The 21817-nt window shown below is 48.5% G+C and carries 23 protein-coding genes and 1 tRNA gene; 11 read left to right on the top strand and 13 right to left on the bottom strand.

Going from position 1 to position 21817, the window contains the following annotated elements:
• Positions 1-35: 35 nt before the first annotated feature.
• Positions 36-1094 carry a porin OmpA gene (gene ompA, locus OGX96_RS21015; RefSeq protein WP_198801977.1) on the bottom strand — a complete coding sequence of 353 codons (1059 nt, stop codon included), beginning with the start codon at positions 1092-1094 and terminating at the stop codon, positions 36-38.
• 357 nt (positions 1095-1451) lie between these two features.
• Complete coding sequence (sulA, locus tag OGX96_RS21010) at positions 1452-1961, bottom strand: SOS-induced cell division inhibitor SulA (protein WP_008784287.1); 510 nt, start codon at positions 1959-1961, stop codon at positions 1452-1454.
• Positions 1962-2178: 217 nt separating this feature from the next.
• On the opposite strand from sulA, the gene OGX96_RS21005 reads away from it, so the two are divergent.
• On the top strand, positions 2179-2793 hold the full coding sequence (locus tag OGX96_RS21005; RefSeq protein WP_198801979.1) for a TfoX/Sxy family DNA transformation protein: 615 nt from the start codon (positions 2179-2181) through the stop codon (positions 2791-2793).
• Here OGX96_RS21005 and yccS read toward each other — a convergent pair.
• Both yccS and OGX96_RS20995 read right to left on the bottom strand, forming a co-directional pair.
• The gene (gene yccS, locus OGX96_RS21000; RefSeq protein WP_048236463.1) at positions 2771-4924 is read right to left on the bottom strand and encodes a YccS family putative transporter; all 2154 of its coding nucleotides are present in this window, start codon (positions 4922-4924) and stop codon (positions 2771-2773) included. The genes OGX96_RS21005 and yccS overlap by 23 nt on opposite strands.
• A gap of 18 nt (positions 4925-4942) precedes the next feature.
• Complete coding sequence (locus tag OGX96_RS20995) at positions 4943-5389, bottom strand: YccF domain-containing protein (protein ID WP_003831998.1); 447 nt, start codon at positions 5387-5389, stop codon at positions 4943-4945.
• 125 nt (positions 5390-5514) lie between these two features.
• Here OGX96_RS20995 and helD point away from each other — a divergent pair, with 125 nt between their 5' ends.
• Positions 5515-7569 carry a DNA helicase IV gene (gene helD, locus OGX96_RS20990; RefSeq protein WP_198801980.1) on the top strand — a complete coding sequence of 685 codons (2055 nt, stop codon included), beginning with the start codon at positions 5515-5517 and terminating at the stop codon, positions 7567-7569.
• Positions 7570-7601: 32 nt separating this feature from the next.
• On the opposite strand, the gene mgsA is transcribed toward helD, so the two are convergent.
• Together mgsA and csgI are read right to left on the bottom strand one after the other, a co-directional pair.
• Entirely contained in the window at positions 7602-8060 is a 459-nt protein-coding gene (gene mgsA, locus OGX96_RS20985) for a methylglyoxal synthase (RefSeq protein WP_003035897.1), read from the bottom strand.
• 92 nt (positions 8061-8152) lie between these two features.
• Positions 8153-8815: a curli synthesis inhibitor gene (gene csgI, locus OGX96_RS20980; RefSeq protein ID WP_016149882.1), complete on the bottom strand. Its 663-nt coding sequence runs from the start codon at positions 8813-8815 to the stop codon at positions 8153-8155.
• A gap of 172 nt (positions 8816-8987) precedes the next feature.
• On the opposite strand from csgI, the gene OGX96_RS20975 reads away from it, so the two are divergent.
• Positions 8988-9401 (top strand): CoA-binding protein, encoded by a 414-nt coding sequence (locus OGX96_RS20975; RefSeq protein WP_032942909.1) that lies wholly within the window; start codon positions 8988-8990, stop codon positions 9399-9401.
• A gap of 67 nt (positions 9402-9468) precedes the next feature.
• Here OGX96_RS20975 and hspQ read toward each other — a convergent pair whose 3' ends face one another.
• Together hspQ and rlmI are read right to left on the bottom strand one after the other, a co-directional pair.
• Positions 9469-9786 (bottom strand): heat shock protein HspQ, encoded by a 318-nt coding sequence (gene hspQ, locus OGX96_RS20970; RefSeq protein ID WP_198801981.1) that lies wholly within the window; start codon positions 9784-9786, stop codon positions 9469-9471.
• A gap of 57 nt (positions 9787-9843) precedes the next feature.
• Complete coding sequence (gene rlmI / locus OGX96_RS20965; RefSeq protein ID WP_048227015.1) at positions 9844-11055, bottom strand: 23S rRNA (cytosine(1962)-C(5))-methyltransferase RlmI; 1212 nt, start codon at positions 11053-11055, stop codon at positions 9844-9846.
• Positions 11056-11269: 214 nt separating this feature from the next.
• Between rlmI and OGX96_RS20960 the strand changes: the two genes are divergently transcribed.
• Genes OGX96_RS20960 through yccX form a run of 3 tightly spaced genes read left to right on the top strand, consistent with a single transcriptional unit; the run spans position 11270 to position 12951 of the window.
• Positions 11270-11821, top strand: coding sequence for a YbhB/YbcL family Raf kinase inhibitor-like protein (locus tag OGX96_RS20960; protein WP_198801982.1), 552 nt, complete (start codon positions 11270-11272; stop codon positions 11819-11821).
• A 13-nt stretch (positions 11822-11834) separates the two neighbouring features.
• Positions 11835-12623, top strand: coding sequence for an AraC family transcriptional regulator (locus OGX96_RS20955; RefSeq protein WP_103014510.1), 789 nt, complete (start codon positions 11835-11837; stop codon positions 12621-12623).
• A gap of 46 nt (positions 12624-12669) precedes the next feature.
• Positions 12670-12951 carry an acylphosphatase gene (yccX, locus tag OGX96_RS20950; RefSeq protein ID WP_020996508.1) on the top strand — a complete coding sequence of 94 codons (282 nt, stop codon included), beginning with the start codon at positions 12670-12672 and terminating at the stop codon, positions 12949-12951.
• On the opposite strand, the gene tusE is transcribed toward yccX, so the two are convergent.
• A complete protein-coding gene (gene tusE, locus OGX96_RS20945) occupies positions 12948-13277 on the bottom strand; it encodes a sulfurtransferase TusE (RefSeq protein ID WP_008784296.1) in 330 nt (109 codons plus the stop codon). The genes yccX and tusE overlap by 4 nt on opposite strands.
• Positions 13278-13365: 88 nt before the next feature.
• Positions 13366-14025 carry an FtsH protease modulator YccA gene (gene yccA, locus OGX96_RS20940; RefSeq protein ID WP_008784297.1) on the bottom strand — a complete coding sequence of 220 codons (660 nt, stop codon included), beginning with the start codon at positions 14023-14025 and terminating at the stop codon, positions 13366-13368.
• A gap of 270 nt (positions 14026-14295) precedes the next feature.
• On the opposite strand from yccA, the gene OGX96_RS20935 reads away from it, so the two are divergent.
• Positions 14296-15924: an ABC transporter substrate-binding protein gene (locus OGX96_RS20935; protein WP_198801983.1), complete on the top strand. Its 1629-nt coding sequence runs from the start codon at positions 14296-14298 to the stop codon at positions 15922-15924.
• Between the two features lie 142 nt (positions 15925-16066).
• Positions 16067-16154, top strand: a tRNA-Ser gene (locus tag OGX96_RS20930).
• A 261-nt stretch (positions 16155-16415) separates the two neighbouring features.
• On the opposite strand, the gene OGX96_RS20925 is transcribed toward OGX96_RS20930, so the two are convergent.
• Genes OGX96_RS20925 through OGX96_RS20915 form a run of 3 tightly spaced genes read right to left on the bottom strand, consistent with a single transcriptional unit; the run spans position 16416 to position 19142 of the window.
• Entirely contained in the window at positions 16416-17858 is a 1443-nt protein-coding gene (locus OGX96_RS20925) for a glucosyltransferase domain-containing protein (protein ID WP_286584161.1), read from the bottom strand.
• A 1-nt stretch (position 17859) separates the two neighbouring features.
• Complete coding sequence (locus OGX96_RS20920) at positions 17860-18783, bottom strand: glycosyltransferase family 2 protein (RefSeq protein WP_198801985.1); 924 nt, start codon at positions 18781-18783, stop codon at positions 17860-17862.
• Positions 18780-19142: a GtrA family protein gene (locus OGX96_RS20915; RefSeq protein WP_048214495.1), complete on the bottom strand. Its 363-nt coding sequence runs from the start codon at positions 19140-19142 to the stop codon at positions 18780-18782. The genes OGX96_RS20920 and OGX96_RS20915 overlap by 4 nt, the downstream gene beginning before the upstream one ends.
• Positions 19143-19354: 212 nt before the next feature.
• Between OGX96_RS20915 and OGX96_RS20910 the strand changes: the two genes are divergently transcribed.
• The 3 genes from OGX96_RS20910 (at position 19355) to tsgA (ending at position 21778) form a co-directional block, all read left to right on the top strand.
• Positions 19355-19714 carry a YcgJ family protein gene (locus OGX96_RS20910; protein WP_128611778.1) on the top strand — a complete coding sequence of 120 codons (360 nt, stop codon included), beginning with the start codon at positions 19355-19357 and terminating at the stop codon, positions 19712-19714.
• A gap of 163 nt (positions 19715-19877) precedes the next feature.
• A complete protein-coding gene (gene deoD, locus OGX96_RS20905) occupies positions 19878-20585 on the top strand; it encodes a purine-nucleoside phosphorylase (RefSeq protein WP_286584160.1) in 708 nt (235 codons plus the stop codon).
• A 38-nt stretch (positions 20586-20623) separates the two neighbouring features.
• Entirely contained in the window at positions 20624-21778 is a 1155-nt protein-coding gene (gene tsgA / locus OGX96_RS20900; protein ID WP_032942923.1) for an MFS transporter TsgA, read from the top strand.
• Positions 21779-21817: the final 39 nt, after the last annotated feature.

Raw genomic sequence — 21817 nt, 5'->3', positions numbered from 1 at the left:
ACCCCGCATAGCGGGGTTTTTTATAAGACGATAACTTAAGCCTGAGGCTGAGTTACAACGTCTTTGATGCCTTTAACTTCGATCTCAACACGACGATCCGGAGCCAGGCAGTCGATCAGTGCAGCGCGAGCTTTCACGTTGTCACAGGTGTTGCCAGTAACTGGGTTGGATTCACCCATGCCACGTGCAGAGATTTTGTCAGAAGGAATACCTTTAGAGATCAGGTAATCAACAACGGACTGAGCACGTTTCTCGGACAGAGCCTGGTTGTAAGCGTCAGAACCGATACGGTCAGTGAAGCCCAGAACTACTACGGAACCGTCTTTCGGATCCAGGTTGCTCAGCTGGCTGTACATCTGATCCAGAGCCTGCTGGCCTTCTGGTTTCAGAGTTGCTTTGTTGAAGTTGAACAGAACGTCAGACTTCAGAGTGAAGTGCTTGGTCTGTACTTCTGGAGCCGGAGCCGGAGCAACAACTACTGGAGCTGCTTCTTCCTGCTGGCCGAAACGGTAAGAAACACCAACGCTCAACAGACCGTTATCCGGACGACCGCCAACGGTGTTCGCGTCACCGATGTTGTTGGTCCACTGGTATTCCAGACGGGTAGCGATTTCAGGAGTAATTGCATACTCTACGCCACCAGCGAATACTGGGGATACACCAGTGTCGTGGTCTTTGAAGCCGCTGCTGCTTTTAGCGTCTGCACGCCAAACCATACCACCCAGACGAGTATAAACGTCCAGATCGTCAGTGATTGGGTAACCCAGTTTAGCGGTCAGCTGAACGCCCTGAGCTTTGAAAGCGCCATTTTGATTGGTAGCGTCAGCAGTGCCTTTGTACGGCATACGACCTAACCAGTCATAACCCATTTCGAAACCAACGTACGGGTTAACCTGATAACCACCGAACGCACCGGCACCCAGTTGGCTTTCGTGGGTCGGACCGGTGTTATTGATCTGGTTGTTGCCAATATCATGGTACTGAGACCAGCCCATTTTAGCACCAGCGTACCAGGTGTTATCTTTCGGAGCGGCCTGCGCCACGGTAGCGAAACCAGCCAGTGCCACTGCAATTGCGATAGCTGTCTTTTTCATTTTTTGCGCCTCGTTATCATCCAAAATTCGCCATGAATATCTCCGAAGAGAGATAACACGGTTAAATCCTTCACCCGGGGACCAGTTCAATAGTTACTCTACCGATATCTGCGGCTTACGCCGAGCACCCCTGGCGATGTAAAGTCTACAACGTAGTTGAAAACTTACAAGTGTGAAGTCCGTCAGGCATATGAAAAAAAAAGGCTTGTATACACAATATTTAACATTTATGGCTGAATAAATGTACTGAGGATATCCTGAAAACCGCTTCAGACAAGCGTTCAGACGAAAAACACATTACAGCTCAAAGACAAATTGAGAGATGAAAAAAAATTCCAGGATAAATCCTAATTTTACTCAATGATACAAATTCGAGTGAATTTTTAGCCCGGAATGCTGTCTCCCCGCAAGTGTCTGGGCGCGAACCGGACGCATGATAAAACCCATCGCATTACCTTCATCAGCCGCTTTGACCAGTTCGGCATGTTCATCTTCCGTTAATTCTTCCGCCAGCCAGCCAATAACGACGCTGTAATTACCCGTGCGCAGCGCACGAATCATCGATTCCAGCGTATTGCAGGGGGAGAGCTGACTAATTTGCATGACTTTCGTCAATGGAAGTCCAGCTGACTGCACCCACTCCCGGCTTAATTTTTGCTGAGGCGTCAGCCACAGCTGCCAGCGTGATTGTTGCCCTAACTGTTGCAGCAGGGGAAGCAGCAGCAGTTGTGTCATCATGGGCTGGTCCTCGCGATAGACAACTTCACTGATAAGCCCAGCGGTTGCGTTCTCTGATGAAACGCGCGCAATGTTGCTTGATGTGGAAGAGAACGACGATGAACGATTTGCATAGCCTGAAGTGTACATAATCAATCCAGCCCTGTGAGTTACTGTATGGATATACAGTAACTCTGCCATCAACAAAGATCAACCTTATTTTCGGAAACAGGTTCGCATTTTTTAGTCGTCGTCACGGGAAAAATAAAATTCATCTTGCCCCATACGCATAAGTTGCCTATTTTCGTCATTAACGGATCCGCTACTGAAAATCATTTGCTTACGTTATGATTTAAAAAGGATTTTTATGAAAGAGCTTTCTTATGCAAGGATCTATAAATCGCAGGAATATCTGGCTTCTCTGGGGACAATTCACTATCGCTCACTGTTTGGTGGCTACAGTCTGACGGTTGGCGATACGGTCTTTGCCATGGTCGCTAATGGTGAGCTGTATCTTCGCGCCTGTGAGCAGAGCGCCCAGTATTGTGTACAAAATTCTCCTGTCTGGCTGACATTTATTAAGCGCGGACGTCCTCTTGTACTTAATTATTACCAGGTGAACGATGCCCTGTGGCAAAACCAGCAGCAGCTGGTGTCGCTATCGCGATATTCGTTGGATGCAGCGGTTAAGGAAAAACAGAGTCGCTTTGCCCAGCATCGTCTGCGGGAATTGCCGAATATGACGTTTCATCTGGAGACTCTGTTGAATGAAGCTGGAATTAAAGATGAGGGGACCATGCGATCGTTGGGGGCACAAATGTGCTGGCTGAAACTTCGGCAAAATAACCCGGCTCTGACGGTAAAAGTACTCTATGCCCTTGAAGGCGCGGTAGAGGGGATACATGAAGCCGCGCTCCCGGCGACGCGTCGCCAGGAGCTGGTTGAGTGGGTAAGTTCTCTTACGCCGGAGCCGGGGTATTAGACGGCAGCACGTCAATTTGCTGCTGTAATCGCCGGATCTCTGGGAGCAGGGCGATCAATAGCCCAACTTGCTGAACGACCAGCGGCTCTTTACTGTCCGGGCGTGGTTCCAGGTGCTGAATTCGCTGCTTCAGCCCTTCTAACGCCTGATATACACGCTGCTCGTCAGCGGGTTGATGGTGAAGGGCATCATCAACATAGCAAACAGCGTCATCCAGCAATGCCAAAACGTCTGGATTGGTCAGTTGTTCGCGATGTGCGCCCAGCGCAGAAATATAGCTGGTAAACGTATGGTTGAGACACAGTAAACGGAACGCCGTTTCGCGGGTTTGGGCCGTGACATCCGGCTCGCTTGACATGTTTGATACCACGGAGGCGAGTTCAGCATCACGATTATGCGCATCACGGCGAGCGATACGGTAGGCCAGACGATTATCACGGCCCTGATGATATTGCTCGAGAATAGCATCAAGGTAGCGGCAGTTAGCGTCAGTCGCCCGTTCAATTACCCGTGGTAGGTTACGAAAACGCCAGTCTGGCCAGATGAAACTGACAGCAGCCCAGGCGATAGCACAGCCAATTAGCGTATCGATGACACGCGGCAGCGCAACCTCAAAGCCTTCGCCGAGCAGGTTAAAGCACAGTAACACCAGCAGCGTGATAAACATGGTGGCGTGAGCATACTGGACGTTGCGAAAGGCAAAAAACAGTACACCAGTGATCACCAGGAGTATCAGTTGCCCTTCGAGAGAGGGCACAAACCACAGGATCGGTAAACCAATGGCAATCCCAACCAACGTGCCGATAATCCTGAGCGCCAGGCGATGTCGGGTGGCGTTGTAGTTTGGCTGACAGACAAACAGGCTGGTCAGCAAGATCCAGTATCCGTGATTCATGCCGGTTATCTGGATAATGGCGTAACCAACACAGAGCACTAACGACATGCGAACGGCATGGCGAAACAGAGCAGACTCAGGGGTGAAATTACGGCTCAGACGTAACCAGATATCACTGAATCCATGGGGACTGTCATCGGCAAGCTGATTTTCAGACTCATTGCGCGAGAGTACCTGAGCCTGTTCAGACTCTATGGTAGCAAGCTGCGCGTCGATTGCCCGTAGGTTTGACAGTAAAAAACCCAGCGTATTGAGCAGGTCGGCAGGTTCACCACTGGCACGCATGCGCTCAAGTGCGGCATCTATATGGGTGAAGGCGCGCTCAAAGTGCGGATCGTGCTGGTAAGGCGTGCGCAATAAAATACAGCGAGATAATTGTGAACAGGCTTGCCCTTGCATCGACATCAACCGCTGGAAACGGAACATCACATCGCTGTGACGGAAATGATCGCGTAGCGTTTGATACTGAATGTGTGAAGAGCTTGCGCGTTCATGAATATCCTGCGCCACAAAATAGTAATGTAGCGTGCGACGTGTTCCTCGTTGTCCACGGTCACCGCGCAGGCGCGTCAACAGCGACACTTTAGTCTGATTCAGCGTTGCCATCAGTTGGCCATTCGCGAGAGCTAAATCATACAACGGTGCCTGGCTTTCATCTTCTATGTCGGGGTCAAAAAGACGCGATTTCAGTTCCAGGTAGTGCGCTAACTGTTCGTAGCTGCGTGCAAGATTGTCCTGTAAGGGGCGGATGGGGAACAGAAGATGACCGGTGAGCGTCAGCAGGTTATACCAGATAGCGCCAGCGAGCAGCAGGATGGGTTGTTGATACCACTGATCGTAAAGCGAGGTGCCCAGCATCGTGTAAATGGCGATCAGCAATGCACCAAAAGCAATAGTTGCATAGCGCTGGCCTAATCCCCCCAGCAGAATAAAGCCGCTGGTGGAAAGCGTTAACCCAATAGCAAACAGCCATGGCCATGGGAAGAGCAGTTCAACGGAGGCTGAGGCAATAAAAAAGCACACCAGTGTGATGATTAAATTGCGCAATCGTCCTGCGAGACGATCGTCCAGATCGGTAAGTGCGGCAGCGACCATACCTAGCGTGAGTGGGATAGTCAGCTTGACGTCACCCAGCCACCAGGGTAGCGCCGTTGTGCCGCATAGCGCGATAAAAATCCGCACGTAGTACAGCCATGTGCTGTTCCAGGTATAGCGTTTGAGCAGAGGACTTAACATAAAGGCCATCGGTCCTGATTATTCAAAACGACGACGTGCATTGGCTTCACGCGCTGCACGGGCAACTTCTACTGAAACCACCCGGCGACCCACCGGCCAGAGCGCAATGGCAGCGATTTTAAAGTTCGCAATGCCAACCGGAATACCAATAATCGTTATGCACTGGGCAATACCAGAGATGATGTGCATCAGGCACAACCACCAGCCGAAGAAAATCAGCCAGAAAATATTGAGCACGGTGCCGCCGGTATTTAACAGGACGCTTTTACCGGCCGGATTCAGTTCATCGACATGAATCGCTTCGTTACCATAGGGAAACAGCGAAAGTCGGGTTATCTCCCAGCATGAACGGGTCAAGGGTAAAGTAAAAATAAGCACGACACTGACCAGCGTTGCCAGTAACCAGGCCAAGGTAGTGGCGAACCCCCCAAGCACAAAATTTAAAATATTCAGAACAGTACGCATAAACCCTCGGTTAACTCTGGTTTTCTGTGAATTCGGCAATTGTAACGTTTTTTTGGGCTGGAGCACGTTTTCTCTGGCGGTTACACTGATAAGCAAACCTCTTCGTGTGGATCCGCTTGAGTCTTATGGAACTGAAAGCAACTTCTCTTGGAAAACGTCTGGCACAACACCCTTACGATCGGGCCGTTATTCTCAATGCCGGGATTAAAGTTTCCGGCGATCGTCACGAGTATCTTATTCCCTTCAATCAGTTACTGGCTATTCATTGCAAACGCGGCCTGGTATGGGGCGAGCTGGAGTTTGTACTCCCGGATGAGAAGGTGGTTCGTCTTCACGGTACAGAGTGGGCGGAAACCCAGCGCTTCCATCATCATTTGAATGCGCTCTGGCAACAGTGGAGCCAGGAAATGAGTGACGTTGCTGCGGGGGTTTTACAGCAGCAGTTGGATGCGATAGCGGCGCGTACTAGTGAAAGTAAATGGCTGACGCGCGAACAAACGTCAGGGCTGCAGCAGCAGATTCGCCGTGCCTTTGCCGCGTTACCGCTCCCGGTTAATCGGCTGGAGGAATTTGAAAATTGCCGGGAGGCGTTACGTCAATGCCAGGCATGGTTGAAAGACATTGAAGCCTGTCGCTTACAGCACAATCAGGCGTACACCGATGCAATGCTGGAAGAGTATGCCGAGTTTTTCCAGCATATTGAATCTTCGCCGTTGAACCCTGCTCAGGCGCGCGCGGTGGTGAATGGTGAGCAATCATTGTTGGTACTTGCTGGTGCTGGAAGCGGTAAAACATCTGTGTTGGTTGCCCGGGCTGGTTGGTTGCTTGCACGAGGAGAAGCTGCACCAGAACAGATCCTGTTGCTGGCGTTTGGACGCAAAGCAGCCCAGGAGATGGATGACCGCATCCGTGAGCGTCTGCATACGGATGAGGTCACCGCACGGACGTTCCATTCACTCGCGTTGCACATTATTTCGCAAGGTAGCAAAAAAGTTCCAACGGTGAGCAAGCTTGAAAATGATGCTATCGCGCGCAACAAACTCTTTATAACAACCTGGCGTCAGCAGTGCAGTGAGAAAAAGGCTCAGGCTAAAGGCTGGCGACAATGGTTAGAAGAAGAAATGCAGTGGTCTGTACCCGAAGGTAACTTCTGGGATGACGAAAAATTACAGCGCCGTCTGGCTTCCCGGTTGGATCGCTGGGTTAGTTTGATGCGTATGCATGGCGGAGCACAGGCGGAGATGATTGCTAATGCTCCGGAGGAGATCCGTGATCTGTTCAGTAAACGCATAAAGCTAATGGCGCCGCTGCTCAAGGCATGGAAGAGTGCCCTGAAGGATGAGAATGCCGTCGATTTCTCCGGGTTGATCCATCAGGCTATTGTCATTCTGGAGAAGGGGCGGTTTATCAGTCCGTGGAAACATATTCTGGTCGATGAATTTCAGGATATTTCCCCTCAGCGCGCCGCTCTGCTAGCCGCCTTGCGTAAGCAAAACTCGCAGACTACGCTGTTTGCCGTGGGAGATGACTGGCAGGCAATTTACCGGTTCAGCGGGGCACAGCTTTCTCTGACAACCGCATTCCAGCAAAACTTCGGCGAGGGCGATAGCTGTAATCTGGATACGACTTACCGTTTTAATAGCCGTATCGGCGAAGTCGCAAACCAGTTTATCCAGCAAAACCCACACCAGCTCACAAAACCGCTGAACAGTCTGGCGACCGGTGATAAAAAAGCCGTCACGTTGCTCGACGAAAGCCAGTTAGATCTGTTGCTGGATAAGCTGTCGGGTTTTGTAAAAGCCGAAGAGAGAATTCTGGTGCTGGCGCGATATCATCATCTCAAACCTGCCAGCCTGGACAAAGCGGCCACCCGCTGGCCCAAGTTGCAGCTGGATTTTATGACTATTCATGCCAGCAAAGGGCAGCAGGCGGATTACGTCATTGTTATGGGACTTCATGAAGGGAATGACGGTTTCCCGGCTCCGGCTCGCGAGTCGATTATGGAAGAGGCGTTACTTCCGGCTGTTGAAGATTTTCCTGATGCAGAAGAGAGACGGTTGCTGTATGTGGCGCTAACGCGTGCGCGGCATCGGGTATGGCTACTGTTTAGCAAAGACGCGCCATCATGCTTTGTTGATGAGCTTAAGCAATTAGACGTTCCGGTGACCCGGAAACCCTGAAAAGCAGGCGGCAATTACCGCCTGCTTAGCGTTTATTTGAGGCGTTCTGCCAGATAACGGGCGTAATCCGGGATCAAGATATCTGTTGCGTCGTTGAAGTTTGGCGACTGGATAATAAAATCAGCCGTTGACACGTTGGTGGCGACGGGAATGTTCCAGACTGTGGCCAGACGTAGCAGGGCTTTAACATCAGGATCGTGGGGAACGGCGTTGAGCGGATCCCAGAAGAAAATCAGCACATCAATTTTCCCTTCTGAAATCAGCGCACCCACCTGCTGGTCACCCCCCATCGGGCCGCTCAGCATGGCGTTGACGTCCATTCCTGTCGCGCGTTGAATTAAGTTTCCTGTTGTTCCTGTAGCATACAGAACGTGTTTTTCCAGTAATGGCTGGTGGCGTTCAACCCAGCTCATCAACATCTTTTTGCAGTGATCGTGTGCGACCAACGCAATATGTTTCTGCGCTGGCAATGTGCGAGTCGTTAATTCCATAGTACAGCTCCCAAGTTAACCTTGTTACAGAGTACTGGAAGCACTTGACGCTGCAAGAGAAAGACAAAAAAATGCGTATACGAACATAAATGTCACGATGGGGGTTGTTTCTCCGCCCATTGTAAGAAGTTACTTCGCGTTTGTGCGTCAGCCTGTTGAAACCAATATTTTAAGCGCTGCTCGGTCAGTGTTTGCGACTGAGGCGGCACGCGATCCAATTCTGACACCCCGGAAAGCAGCGAACTGTCATCGGCCATCATTGTGGCAAATTGCGGTAAAGACGCATGCTTAGCCGCTTTGTTATAGCGCTCTGTTTCCATTTCATAATCTACGATTTTTGCGGTGGACGTGATTGACAGAATATCCAGCTTAACCGGTATAGGCATGGAGTCCCCATCCAGCAGTTCTACGCGCGGGGCATCATCAAAATGCGTTGCATCCCGCTCGTTGCTCAGACGTGGGAGGTGGAAATTAACCTGACTGACGAGTTGGGTATCAAAGCTGATGACCAACGGAGGCGAAATATACAGACGTTCTTCGTGGCTGGACAGGCGAATGGTTTTTTCTACGCGAAACACGAGCTGGTGCCGACCATTTTCCAGCTCAATACTGTCGGCACCACGCAGTAATGAGCTGGAGACTTTTTTTCCGTCCAGTACCAGAAGGTCAATATCATTAGACAGACGTAAAGAGGTAGCAAAAACGGTTACCGGCAAACATAGGGCAATCAAGGCTGTCACAATGCCGGCTTTCATAGGTTTCTCCTGTCCAGAAAATATCTCTATAAGATGTATCAAAATTTTTCGATAATCATGTTTACTAACATATAGACATATTTTTGAGTTTAGCTCTCATGCGCCAGTATGGGATGAATGGTTGCAAAGTCAGGTTTGTCGTACACTTTGCTAAACAGCCTGGAGGAAAACGATGAAAGAGACCGATATTGCTGGCATTTTGACAACGACCCGTACGATTGCGCTGGTGGGGGCAAGCGATAAACCCGATCGTCCAAGCTATCGGGTGATGAAATATTTACTCGATCAGGGCTATCACGTTATTCCTGTTTCACCGAAGGTTGCCGGAAAAACGCTGCTGGGGCAGCAGGGCTATGCGACGCTGGCAGATGTGCCAGAGAAAGTGGATATGGTAGATGTCTTCCGTAATTCTGAAGCGGCGTGGGGTGTTGCTCAGGAGGCAATTGCCATCGGAGCGAAGACCCTATGGATGCAGCTCGGCGTGATTAACGAGCAGGCAGCCGTGCTGGCTCGCGATGCAGGGATGACGGTGGTGATGGATCGCTGCCCGGCGATTGAGATCCCGCGGCTGGGACTGGCGAAGTAAGGCTGATCTGTAGCCGAACAAAACGCACAGGCCCGATTAGCGAATCGCCATCGGGCCTGTGTTAGCATCAATTGCGCAGGCGCGGGGCCTGAAGCTGTTTTCGAATTGTTCGCGCCAGTTCATCCATCGACGGTTGCTCCGGATGTTCTTCCTGTAGTTCACGACTCAGTTGTGCTTCGGCCAGATACGTATGCACTGGCAGACCATTATCGTCTTCCATCACCACGTGATACCAGGGAGCGGCGCGAAGTTCGTCGTTAACCGCCAACTCATCGGCTGACGGTTGATCAAGCGAATATTCCGGGTCGATATCCACGACCACTCCGAGGTAACCTAACAGGGAATGGCGGACCTGCTGGCCGATACCGAATTTGCTGGCAATCATAGTCACCTCCCGGGAAATAGATACCCTTTATGTAAGGGTAATATTCCACTTTTCAAGTTACATGATGCGACAGGCAAACCCTTTCAGATACAGCCCTTCCGGGTAGGTAGCGATCACCGGGTGATCGGCGGCCTGACGGAACTGCTCTATAAATTGTACATCACGACCAGCATCTATTGCGGCATCAGCGATGATTTTCTGAAATAAATCGGTGGTCATTAGCCCAGAGCAGGAGAAAGTCAGCAGCACACCGCCCGGATTGAGCAACTGAATAGCCAGCATATTGATGTCCTTATAGCCGCGGCAGGCACCCATCAACTGGCTTTTGTTTTCGACAAATTTCGGCGGATCCATCACGATGACGTCGAATTTCTCACCACGATCGCGATAAGCACGCAGAAGTTTGAACACATCATCACGCACGAACTCAGCTTTGCTCAGATCCAGCTTGTTCAGTTCCACGTTCTGGCGGGCAATATCGAGCGCTTCCTGAGAGGTGTCAACGCTGACGACCTGACGGCATCCGCCCATTAATGCTGAGACCGCAAAGCCGCCGGTATAAGAGAAACAGTTCAGCACACGCTGATTTTCCACATAACGACGCGTGGCCAGGCGGCTGTCGCGTTGATCGAGGTAATAGCCGGTTTTGTGACCATGCTGAATATCAACCAGCAGCTTCATTCCGTGCTCTTCAATTGGCAGCAGGGCTGGCGGAAGCTCACCCGTTACTGGCCCTTGAGTCAGCTCCATACCTTCTTTTTTACGTACGGCCACATCGCTACGGTCATAAATGGCGCAGTCCGGGAAAACAATTTGCAGAGCGCTAATCAGCGCGGCGCGTTGGTATTCAGCCCCCGCGCTGAGCAACTGCAACACCAGGAAGTTGCCGAAGCGGTCAATGGTGATGCCCGGCAGGCCATCGGATTCTCCGGCGATCAGACGGTAACTGTCCAGACCGTCTTTTTTCGCCAGCCAGTCACGCCATGTCTGCGCCTGCTGCAGACGACGGGTGAAGAAATCAATATCGATGGACTCAGACTTGTCGAATGTCCAGACGCGTGCACGGATCTGCGACGCGGGTGAGTACGCGCCGCGTGCTAACCATTTACCCTGATGGTCAACAATATCGATGGTTTCACCGAGGTTGGCTTTACCTTCCATACGTGCGACAGCACCGGAAAATACCCACGGATGGCGGCGCAGTAATGATTTTTCGCGCCCTTTGGCTAACACTAAACGAGGATAATGTGGAATTGTAGATTCAGTCATGCGGAGCAACCTCTCACAAACAGTGACGCGGGCTGGAGTAAACTACCAACCTGAAACCATTAAAATAAAATGGCGCGTAGAGTAGCACAGATGGTGAGGTCAATCATCAGGGTATGGCGTTGAGCGTTTCGGCACAAAACTCTATCACAGAGGCACAGTTTCTTTTATGCCCACCGTTTACATTGCTATTTCTTAATCAGAAAAAGGAAATGCAATGAAAGCTGTCTACTTTCTGGCTACCGCCGCCATTGTTGCGTTGAGTTTTAATACCTCTGCCGCCTCGACGTTTCGCCTCAACAGCACCGACATACCCGCTAACCTGAAGTTAACGCAAAAACAGGTGTTTAAGGGATTTGGCTGCAGTGGCGACAATATCTCCCCACAACTGAGCTGGCAAAATCCGCCAGTTGATGCCAAAAGTTTTGCCATTACGCTGTTTGATCCTGATGCGCCAACGGGAAGCGGCTGGTGGCACTGGACCGTCGTAAATATTCCTGCTCAGATCCACACTCTTCCTGGCGGGGCCAGCATGGATAAGTTACCCGCTGGAGCAGTTCAGGGACGCAATGATTTCGGTTATGCTGGATTCGGTGGCGCCTGTCCACCGCCGGGCGATAAACCTCATCGCTATCAGTTTACCGTGTGGGCGTTAAATACAGACGAGTTGCCAATTGACAGTAACGCCAGCGGTGCCCTAGTCGGTTTTATGCTGAACAGCCACGTGATTGCTAAAGCTGATTTAACCGCCACTTACGCAAGAAAATAAAGAGGATACTCTGGTGCAGGATGTACATTTTCGCCATAACAACCTTACCACCGCTGAGGTGCGTTCCGGCCATCTGCACCACTTGCATCGGGTTAAACTGTTTTCTGCTGCTATTTGCCATATTACGCAGGGAAGTAAGGTCATTATTCAGGATGAAAATCGTCTGGTTGCAGGACCGGGTGAGCTGATTATCATCCCGGCGAATACGACTCTGGAGATTATTAATCAGCCGGAACAGGGGGCATTTCGCTCGGATTTGTTGTTGCTATCGACGAGCATCATTACCGCGTTTAAAAATAACTGGGTCGAGGATTTCCCTCCGGCAAAATTGACGTCGCTATGTACGCCAATGAGCAACGGACTGGCTTTTATGTGGGAAAGCTTGCTGGATGCAGTACGCCAGGACTTACCTGCAAAATTGCAGGAGCATCAGGCGATGGGATTATTGCTGGCGCTACTGCATGATGGTGTGGCGGGGCCTCTGCTTATCGAGCGACGGTTTAATCTTACTGAACAGGTGCGACAACTAATTATGTTATCCCCTGCTAAGCTATGGACAGCTCAGGAGATTGCTGGTCACCTGTCTATCAGTACCTCGACGTTACGCAGACGATTACAGATGGAATCGCAGAGTTACCGGCAGATAGTCGAGGAGGTGCGAATGTCCTGTGCGCTCTCTCAACTACAGTCGACCACGCTGCCGATTGGCGAAATAGCGTTACGCTGTGGCTATCTGTCAGGTTCACGATTTACTGCAAGATTTCGCCAGCATTACGGATGTCTGCCGAAACAGGTGCGATGAGGCCTCGGTACCTGTTCCTTCATATACGTTAATAAGGAGAACCGCAATGTCGAAAGTCTGCATAATCGCCTGGGTCTATGGCCGGGTTCAGGGGGTAGGATTTCGCTACACCACCCAGCATGAAGCACAACGGCTGGGGTTGACCGGCTACGCGAAGAATATGGATGACGGCAGCGTAGAGGTTGTCGCCTGTGGTGAAAGCGACCGGGTAGAACAACTGATGAAGTGGTTGAAAGCCGGGGGGCCGAGCAGCGCCAGGGTTGACCGGGTTCTTAGTGAACCACATCGTCCTGGCGACGAGCTAAAGGGATTTAGTATCCGCTATTAAATACATTTCACCGGTTTCGGCAGGCCGGCAATTTTAGTCGCCTGCTTGGCCGGACCTTTCGGGAACAGGCGGTAGAGATAACGGCTGTTGCCTTTCTCTTCGCCAAACTTGTTGGCCATTGCTTTTACCAGCATGCGGATAGCGGGGGAGGTATTAAACTCCAGATAAAACTCGCGGACAAAACGCACCACTTCCCAGTGTTCCGCGGAGAGCGTAATGCCTTCGTTTTCGGCGATTCTCTCCGCCAGCGCCTCGCTCCACAGCGTGGTATCTTTCAGATAGCCTTCGCTATCGGTACTGATTTCTTTACCTTCAAAGATCAACATAATTCGTCACTGCGTTAGTCAAACTGGCGGCAGTTTACCAAAAAAGAAAGCCCCGCATAAGCGGGGCTGGATAATGCGTGTGGACATCTTAATCGCGGCTGGCGAAGCCCAGAATACTCAGCAGGCTGACGAAGATGTTGTACAGCGAAACATACAGGCTAACGGTGGCACGAATATAGTTGGTTTCACCGCCGCGGATGATATTGCTGGTTTCAAACAGGATTGCGCCTGAAGAAATCAGAATGAACACCGCGCTGATTGCCAGATGTAATGCTGGCAGTTGCAGGAAGATATTGGCAACCATACCAATCAACACCACTACAACACCCGCCATCAGCATACCGCCGAGGAAGGACATATCTTTACGCGTGGTCAGCACATAGGCCGAGCAGCTGAAGAAGACCAGCGCCGTACCGCCCAGCGCCATGGCGATAACATCACCCATGCCTGCGGACAGGTATGTATTCAGCATCGGTCCCAAGATGTAGCCCAGGAAGCCAGTGAAGGCGAAAGCTGACAGAATACCAACCGGTTTATCCGCCGTTTTGTAGGTCAGGAACATCAGACCATACATACCCACCAGCGTCAGGATAAGTCCCGGAGAAGGTAACATCAGTACGGTACTGGCGGTCGCAGTGATCGCTGAAAACGCCAGCGTCAGGCTGAGCAGGAAATAGGTATTGCGCAGCACCTTATGCGTGCTGAGTAGCGATGTACGCTCGCGCGAAGAACTAATAATACGATCCATGAGTCACTCTCTTATGACAGATGTAATTAATGATGGAGGATAATGAAATCAAGGGGAATGACACAGCGGTTTTACCCATCTTTACGCATTTTAGCCCGCCAGACTTAAGCATATTATTTCAACAAAAGTTCCCGAACTAGATGTTAGCACTGTATGTGCAAAAATGTCAGATCGCTATCTACCAGGTAACTGAAAAATATTGCGTTATTCCTGAATCTCTCTGACAGTGACAGCGGTGTCTACATAAAACAGAGCAATAAGGTAAAGGGAATGATTCAACATAAATCGAAGATATTGACGTTTACGCTGTTGGCTGTCTGTTTGATGTCTATAAACGGCGCGGCGAGGGCGGCAAATGTTCCCGCAGGAACACTACTGGCAGAAAAACAGGAACTGGTCAGAAACAACGGCAGTGAGCCGGCATCGCTGGATCCGCATAAAGTTGAAAGCAACGTTGAGTTTAATTTAATCAGCGATATGTTCGACGGTCTGGTTGCTGTCAAGCAGGATGGGTCTATCGAACCCCGTCTAGCCTCGTCCTGGGAGAATAAAGGCAACACTGTCTGGACCTTCCATTTACGCCCGGGCATAACCTGGTCAGATGGATCTGCTATTACCGCACAGGATGTCGTCTGGAGCTGGCAGCGTCTGGTTTCGCCGCAAACGGCTTCACCTTATGCTTCGTATCTGGGCAACATGCACGTTGCGAACGCGGTTGATATTGCCCAGGGGAAAAAAGATCCCGCCACGCTGGGAGTCAAAGCCCTGGATGATACCACGCTGGAAATTACCCTGACGCAACCGACGGCGGCGTTTCTGGCGATGCTGGCGCATCCATCTCTGGTCCCGCTGGATAAAGTGTTGATAGGTCGTTTTGGCGATAAGTGGACCCGGCCAGAGCATTTTGTCAGCAGCGGGCCGTACAAATTATCGCAGTGGGTGGTTAATGAGCGCATCGTTGCCGAGCGTAACCCACATTACTGGGACGATCGGCATACGGTTATTAATAAAGTTACTTATTTGCCTATTAGCTCAGAGTCAGCTGACGTAAATCGCTATAAGGCCGGTGAAATCGACATTGTGTATAGCGTACCGGTTAACCAGTTCGCGCAACTGAAAAAAACAATGGGGGATGAACTGCATGTCTCGCCTCAGCTTTCAACGTATTACTATCAGTTCAATACAACCCGCGCGCCGTTTAATGATCCGCGCGTGCGCCGGGCGCTGAATATGGCGTTGGATAAAGACATCATTGCGCAAAAGGTGATGGGGCAGGGGCAGCGAGCAGCGTGGGTTATCAGCCAGCCGGAAATAGGTGGGGTGAAACTGCATGCGCCGGAGTATTCGTCATGGCCGCTCGAAAAACGTATTGCTGAAGCCAAAAAACTGCTGGCTGAAGCCGGTTTTGGTTCTGAGCATCCGCTTAGCTTAAATCTGCTCTACAACACCTTCGAAACGCACCAGCGTATTGCGATTGCCGCATCGTCGATGTGGAAGAAAAACCTTGGCGTCGAGGCGAAGCTGCAAAACCAGGAATGGAAAACCATGCTGGACACTATGCACACCGGTAATTTTGACGTCGTGCGCTATGCGTGGATAGCCGACTATGATGATGCTTCAAGTTTCCTCAATATCTTCCGGACCGGTGATAGCGAGAACACCACCAAGTACAGTAACCCCGCCTTTGATGAAGCGATGCGTAATGCGGCAAAAGCAAGTTCACTGGAAGAACGCGGCAAATACTATCAGCAGGCTGAAGACCTTTTAGGTGAGGATGTGCCCGCGATTCCGGTTTACCACTATGTCCGTACGCATCTGGTGAAGCCGTGGGTGGGGGGATTTGCGCCGGATAACCGGGGAAATTACTACACCAAAGATATGTATATCAAAAAACATTAAGCGCTATAGCCGGTATTCGTGCTGAATAAATGGTCAATTTGTTGTTATTTCAGTCGATTAACAACATTTTGGCTGTTTTTCAGGCAAACGAACACATTGATGCTTTACAGGTCCGTTCGGGATGTTTATAGTGCGCCTCATTGGAAGCGTGGCCGAGCGGTTGAAGGCACCGGTCTTGAAAACCGGCGACCCGAAAGGGTTCTAGAGTTCGAATCTCTACGCTTCCGCCAAAAATGAAGAGGGGTTACCGAAAGGTAACCCCTTTTTGCTTTTGAGAAAGATTTAAAACATGGTGTCGTGAATGTCAGTGTTACTGTTGCGCATTACATGCTCTATATTTGGCAAGTAAACTGAATAACGTAAGCAGGCATCATATTCTCCAGCCCAGCCTGAGTGAGCTATGGTAATCCCTGATATCACTTGAAATGACTGGTGTAGACTCTTCTTCAAAAACAAAGCCCTCCACATTTAGGTGTGAGGGCTTGTAATCGTTAATTGTTAAATTTACCTAAGTAGACTATAGCGGTGTTATCTGAGATGAATAATGAATAATATTCATTAGATGATACAGGTTCAATTCCTTTGTTAATCATATCAGCAAATTGATTTTTGCTTTCATTCACATCAGTATAACCATGTCGTGTTTGTGTTAATCCTTTATTGATCAATTGAAAGGACGCTAAGAATTCAGTGGCTGGGAAAACGAAGTAACCTATGAGGGGTTTGTTCTCTACTATTAGCTTTGCTCTTTCATTTATATTTAATTGACCTACAGTACCAATAGATACGATGTTTTTATGATTGGCAATATCTTGCACAATCATGTTAAAAACAAAATCTTCGTATTCTTGTTGTGATTTCATTGTGTTGCTTAGTTGAGCACTAAAAGCAAGTGAAGCAATAACCGGTATCAATGCTGCATATTTAAAGCGTGGAGCAAAATGCATAATGGGTATAGCAATTATAACCAATATGACTGAAAATGATACTAAGGTACGGGGGAGTACCGGTGCATCCTGAAGTAATATAGTTGGCCCCATAAGAGATATAATGAATATTAAAAAAGACAATCCACTATACAAAATAAAGGATACTATACTCCCTATGTTTGTGCGATAAGAAATGAGCATAAACACCAGGATAATTAGTATCGGAATAGCAAAGTAAATGTAAACAGGGTGGTAAAAATATGAAAGGGTTATTGCTTTTAAAGAGGTTAATGTTCCGATTAGGTGCTCAAATCCTCCCTTATCCAAAGATATTAACTCTGAGCGCGAGTTGTGTTTTGGAGAGAAGAAAATCATGTAGATAAGATAAAATGAGATAAATAAAATTGTTTTTTTAAATAAAAATATTACCGATTCTTTGATATGTGTCTGTTTTTTTATTGCGATAATTATTACGTCAACAGCCAGCAAACCGATGAAAATATTTGCACACGGTTGATACAATGTTAAGGATAATACACCCGCTATCAACTTTATTGCTATCTCTAGCGTCAAGTTTTTATTTTGGTATGTATATGCCACTACAGCCACGAAAAAGGAAATAGACATTCCCAGGCTATCGTATCTATAAGCGATATTTTGCAGGATAAATGGGTTGAATATTAAAAGTGCGGCAACTATTTTAGCGTTAGGTACATCTGATTTAATCAAATGTTTACTAAGTGCAAGTGAAGATGCTCCTAAGAGAATGCAGGACGCGATCATGGTATAAGGAAATAAATCAAGATTGTAGTGGCCACTTGCAGAAAAAATTCTTGCTATAACATCCGCAAAAGGTCGACCTAAACCTCGCCAGCCGTAGTTTCCAGTGATCGATCTGTCTAAATCATCTCTATAATATATTCCAGCTTGAATTAAAGGGTAAATAAATAGGAGAGCCAGTCCTGAATAAATAAAAAATAATTTTTTATCGAATTTAGAAAACATGTTAAATCCCATCTTGTTTTTTAACTAGGTAGCGCGGTCTTTGTTTGGTTTCAATATATATTCTACCTATGTACTCCCCGAGTACACCGATTCCAATTAACTGAATACCGCCCAGGAAAAGAATTGAAACAATAATAGATGGATATCCCGCTACCGGATTGCCCCAAAATATTTTGTCTATAATCATCCATGCGCCGAATAAGAAGGATAAAGTGGCGACAAAAAAACCAATGTAAGTCCAAATTCGGAGTGGGAACGTTGAAAAGCTAGTAATACCTTCGAGTGCGAGATTCCACAATTTCCAGCCATTAAACTTTGATTTACCGGCTATGCGGCCTGCTCGAGTGTACTCCACTACGTCAGTACGACCTCCAACCCAGCTAAGAACACCCTTCATAAAGAGATTACGTTCCGGCATGAGTTTGATATTTTCTACGACATCGCGGGACATGAGTCTGAAGTCACCAACGTTCTCTTCGATCTTCGGGTCGCTTATTTTATTGTGCAATTTATAGAACCATTCAGCGGTTTTTCGCTTAAGTTTGCCATCTGTAGAACGGTCCGCACGCTTTGCCAGTACAATATCTGCACCCGATAACCATTTATTTATCATCAATGGAATTGTTTCAATTGGATCCTGTAGGTCGACATCGATTGGGATAACGGCTTCGCCAGTGGAACATTCCAGTCCTGCAAATATGGCGGCTTCTTTTCCAAAATTACGTGTGAATGAAACGGGAACAACGAGCGAATCAGATAAGGCAAGGGCATTAATAATTGATTCTGTAGCATCTTTGCTACCGTCGTTGATAAACACAATTTCAACATCGTACTTTTTTAGTTCTTCGTATCCTCGCACCGTCTTGTAGAAAATAGGTATTGTATCTTCTTCATTGAAGACTGGCACTATCAGAGAAATTTTCATTTCGGATCCCTAAAAACAACAAATTTAGAGTATACAAACCCACATACTAAGCTGATTGAGGAGAACTCAATCAGCGTTATGAGTGGGGAAATGTTAAAGCGATCGGAAATCTGACCGGAGATGAAACTCAACAACCCCATAAAACCAACAAACAGTATGTATCCTCTGCTGGTGGCTTTTGCATTGAAGGTGAATTTTGCGTTAGCAAAAAATGAAAATGTTACTGCGCATAAGAATGCCACTACATTGCTCACAGCTTGGTCATTTTTCATGATGTACACCATGATGCCGAACACGGCCCAATGCAATGCCGTGTTTACGATTCCGACAGAAATGTAGCGAGAAAGTAGTTTTATCATGATTAAAAATGCTGAACAGGAAGAAAGGGAGTTTAACATTGATGTAAAACCAGATCGACATGTTGACGCCAGTCAGCGCAGTAAGCAGAGTCATTTGGGGATGATTAAGGGGCTGTAAATGCTACAGCCACGTTATCTGTAAGAATAGGTTGCCGAAAGCCCCCGCTTTTTGCTTTATACTTTTGGCGCAAGTCAGCTGATATAAGGAGATTATGATGATAAAAGTTGGCACCTTGCTGGCGCTAAGCATTCTGTCATTGTCGGCGTACGCAGCAACGACTGGGCTAAACAGTCCAGCGCCGGGCGTATTGTGCGATAAAACCATCTGTGCCGATGAACACGGTTTGTCGGTGGCGTTGACCTCGAAATATCTTGGCAAGCAGCAGGGCGAAAAACTGGCAGCTGCCGGACAGTTCGATACCTCGGCTTTTACATTCCGCGGTGGCCTGTTTTGTGACACCAACGAACGTTTGTGTCGGGATGACCGCTATTTCGGCACCGACGGTAAGCGCAGCGGTAAAATAAACACCCATTACACCGCGTTACTGTTCGGAAAGGTCGACAAGCCCTGACAATCTCTGACGTGTCCCCAGCCTGTATTGCGGGGGGCACTACAACACTAACTCTCAAAAATGAGAGGCCGATCCTCTGAGCAGGACTTTTGTCCTCAATCACCTCACAAACGTCTGGTTACAATCCCTGCATATCTTCAATACCCATAATTCAGGAATTGTTATGACTGCACATATTAATGCCAAGCCAGGTGATTTCGCGCCAACCGTTATTATGCCGGGCGATCCGCTCCGTGCTAAATTTATTGCCGAAAATTATCTAATGGATTACCGCGAAGTCACCAATGTACGTAATATGCTGGGTTATACCGGTTTATATTTTGGGCAACCTGTTTCGGTGATGGGACATGGAATGGGCATTCCTTCAATGACGCTTTATGCCCATGAACTGGTACATGATTTTGGTGTGCAAAGAATTATACGCGTCGGCAGTTTAGGGGCAACACAATATCATGTCAAAATGCGCGATATTATCCTGGCCGTCGCAGCCGGAACGGATTCAGTCACAAATTTAAAACGTAGCGCAGGCTATGCGATGGCAACATCCGCCTATTTCCCATTATTGCAGCAGGCGTGGACGCTGGCACAGAAGGCCGGTATCGATATTAAAGTCGGCAATGTTTTTAGCGGCGATCTTTATTACGATCCTGACGATAATTTAATACCGGCACTGGAAAAATTCGGTGTGCTCGGTGTGGATATGGAAGTAGCAGGATTATACGCTTTAGCGCATCAGTTTAATATTGAAGCGCTGGCTATTTTAACTGTCTCCGATCATTGCCTGACAGGTGAAGAAACAACTGCAGAAGAACGACAATTGACCTTTAATAACATGATTGAGCTGGCGCTAAATACTGCTGTTACCGCTTAGTTCCGGCTTTTAATTGAACCAATCAGAGATGGCATTATATGAAGAATAAAATAGCACTTACGCTGATTAGTTTTCTGGCAAATTTTATTATGGCAGGGTTTGCCAGCCAGTTCGGTATGCTAATCGAACCGATTGCAGTACGCTACGGTGCCGATGTGAATACCGTTGCTTCGATATTTTCGTTGCTCAATGGTGGAGCATTAGCCGGCACTATCGCCGCCTTTTTCCTGATTGAGAAAATCGGTGTGAAGCGTATGACGCTCATTATCTATTCGATAGTGTTCCTTTGCGCTCTGGTAATGCATTTAAGCCCTGGCTTATGGCCTGTGATGGTCGCCATGACCCTGGTGGGTTTTTGCGGTGGGATCGGTCTGTGCGTGGCGGGAACGATTGTGGTATCGGTCTGGCAGGATCGTATTCAAAGTACGATGCTGGTGGTGCAGGACGCCACTTTCAACGTTGCGGGCGTGGTTTTTCCGCTGATCACGACCTTCGCCCTGACGCACAATATGTCGTGGAGTTACAGCTATCTAAGCGTGGGTATGGTGGCCTTACTCACGCTGGGCGTTGTGGCGCTCACCCGCTTTACTGCCTGCGAGACGGCGCCCACGGCAGATCGGACAGACAAGGTAAAATCGGAGTGGAACCCTGGGATCATCAGCGGAGGCATTGGCCTGTTCTTAGGTATGCTGGCGCTGTACACCTTCCTGACCTGGGCACCATTATTTGTGAAGAACAAATTTGGCATTCCCTTTGAAGAAGCAGGAAATATTATTACGCAATACTGGGGCGCTGCGCTGGTCGGGGCATTAGTATCAACCGTCATTGTTTCTCGGGTGAAGATACATTATTTCCTGCTAAGTATTATTTTGCTGGCTAGCATTATTACCACAATTATCGTCACGAAGGATAATATCTCCGGGCTTGATTATCTGGCATACAGTTACGGGTTTGTCTGTGCTGCGCTGTATAACTCATTTATTGCCTATGGTGTTTCTTTCGTGAAGCGTGCGAGCAGTCAGAACGTTTCTTATATTTTAATTAGCGGCAGTGCCGGGGCCATGTTTAGTCCGGCGATCAGCGCGCTCATGGAAAAAACAATGGGATTGCAGAAAATTATGTACGCGATACCGGTGTTGTATTTAATTATCTTTGTCATGTTGATGGTGACATTAAAACTCAAACGTAATTAAAAACACTAATAACACTTACCTCTTTAATTAAATAGCCAG

This window comes from Citrobacter sp. Cpo100, assembly GCF_030332595.1.
GTDB lineage: Bacteria > Pseudomonadota > Gammaproteobacteria > Enterobacterales > Enterobacteriaceae > Citrobacter > Citrobacter portucalensis.
This window is presented reverse-complemented; position numbering and strand designations above follow the sequence as displayed.

Excerpts from the sequence above, each read along its gene's own strand:
- ompA (WP_198801977.1), bottom strand. The coding sequence starts at position 1,094 with ATGAAAAAGACAGCTATCGCAATTGCAGTGGCACTGGCTGGTTTCGCT.
- sulA (WP_008784287.1), bottom strand. The coding sequence starts at position 1,961 with ATGTACACTTCAGGCTATGCAAATCGTTCATCGTCGTTCTCTTCCACA.
- OGX96_RS21005 (WP_198801979.1), top strand. The coding sequence starts at position 2,179 with ATGAAAGAGCTTTCTTATGCAAGGATCTATAAATCGCAGGAATATCTG.
- yccS (WP_048236463.1), bottom strand. The coding sequence starts at position 4,924 with ATGTTAAGTCCTCTGCTCAAACGCTATACCTGGAACAGCACATGGCTG.
- OGX96_RS20995 (WP_003831998.1), bottom strand. The coding sequence starts at position 5,389 with ATGCGTACTGTTCTGAATATTTTAAATTTTGTGCTTGGGGGGTTCGCC.
- helD (WP_198801980.1), top strand. The coding sequence starts at position 5,515 with ATGGAACTGAAAGCAACTTCTCTTGGAAAACGTCTGGCACAACACCCT.
- mgsA (WP_003035897.1), bottom strand. The coding sequence starts at position 8,060 with ATGGAATTAACGACTCGCACATTGCCAGCGCAGAAACATATTGCGTTG.
- csgI (WP_016149882.1), bottom strand. The coding sequence starts at position 8,815 with ATGAAAGCCGGCATTGTGACAGCCTTGATTGCCCTATGTTTGCCGGTA.
- OGX96_RS20975 (WP_032942909.1), top strand. The coding sequence starts at position 8,988 with ATGAAAGAGACCGATATTGCTGGCATTTTGACAACGACCCGTACGATT.
- hspQ (WP_198801981.1), bottom strand. The coding sequence starts at position 9,786 with ATGATTGCCAGCAAATTCGGTATCGGCCAGCAGGTCCGCCATTCCCTG.
- rlmI (WP_048227015.1), bottom strand. The coding sequence starts at position 11,055 with ATGACTGAATCTACAATTCCACATTATCCTCGTTTAGTGTTAGCCAAA.
- OGX96_RS20960 (WP_198801982.1), top strand. The coding sequence starts at position 11,270 with ATGAAAGCTGTCTACTTTCTGGCTACCGCCGCCATTGTTGCGTTGAGT.
- yccX (WP_020996508.1), top strand. The coding sequence starts at position 12,670 with ATGTCGAAAGTCTGCATAATCGCCTGGGTCTATGGCCGGGTTCAGGGG.
- tusE (WP_008784296.1), bottom strand. The coding sequence starts at position 13,277 with ATGTTGATCTTTGAAGGTAAAGAAATCAGTACCGATAGCGAAGGCTAT.
- yccA (WP_008784297.1), bottom strand. The coding sequence starts at position 14,025 with ATGGATCGTATTATTAGTTCTTCGCGCGAGCGTACATCGCTACTCAGC.
- OGX96_RS20935 (WP_198801983.1), top strand. The coding sequence starts at position 14,296 with ATGATTCAACATAAATCGAAGATATTGACGTTTACGCTGTTGGCTGTC.
- OGX96_RS20925 (WP_286584161.1), bottom strand. The coding sequence starts at position 17,858 with ATGTTTTCTAAATTCGATAAAAAATTATTTTTTATTTATTCAGGACTG.
- OGX96_RS20920 (WP_198801985.1), bottom strand. The coding sequence starts at position 18,783 with ATGAAAATTTCTCTGATAGTGCCAGTCTTCAATGAAGAAGATACAATA.
- OGX96_RS20915 (WP_048214495.1), bottom strand. The coding sequence starts at position 19,142 with ATGATAAAACTACTTTCTCGCTACATTTCTGTCGGAATCGTAAACACG.
- OGX96_RS20910 (WP_128611778.1), top strand. The coding sequence starts at position 19,355 with ATGATGATAAAAGTTGGCACCTTGCTGGCGCTAAGCATTCTGTCATTG.
- deoD (WP_286584160.1), top strand. The coding sequence starts at position 19,878 with ATGACTGCACATATTAATGCCAAGCCAGGTGATTTCGCGCCAACCGTT.
- tsgA (WP_032942923.1), top strand. The coding sequence starts at position 20,624 with ATGAAGAATAAAATAGCACTTACGCTGATTAGTTTTCTGGCAAATTTT.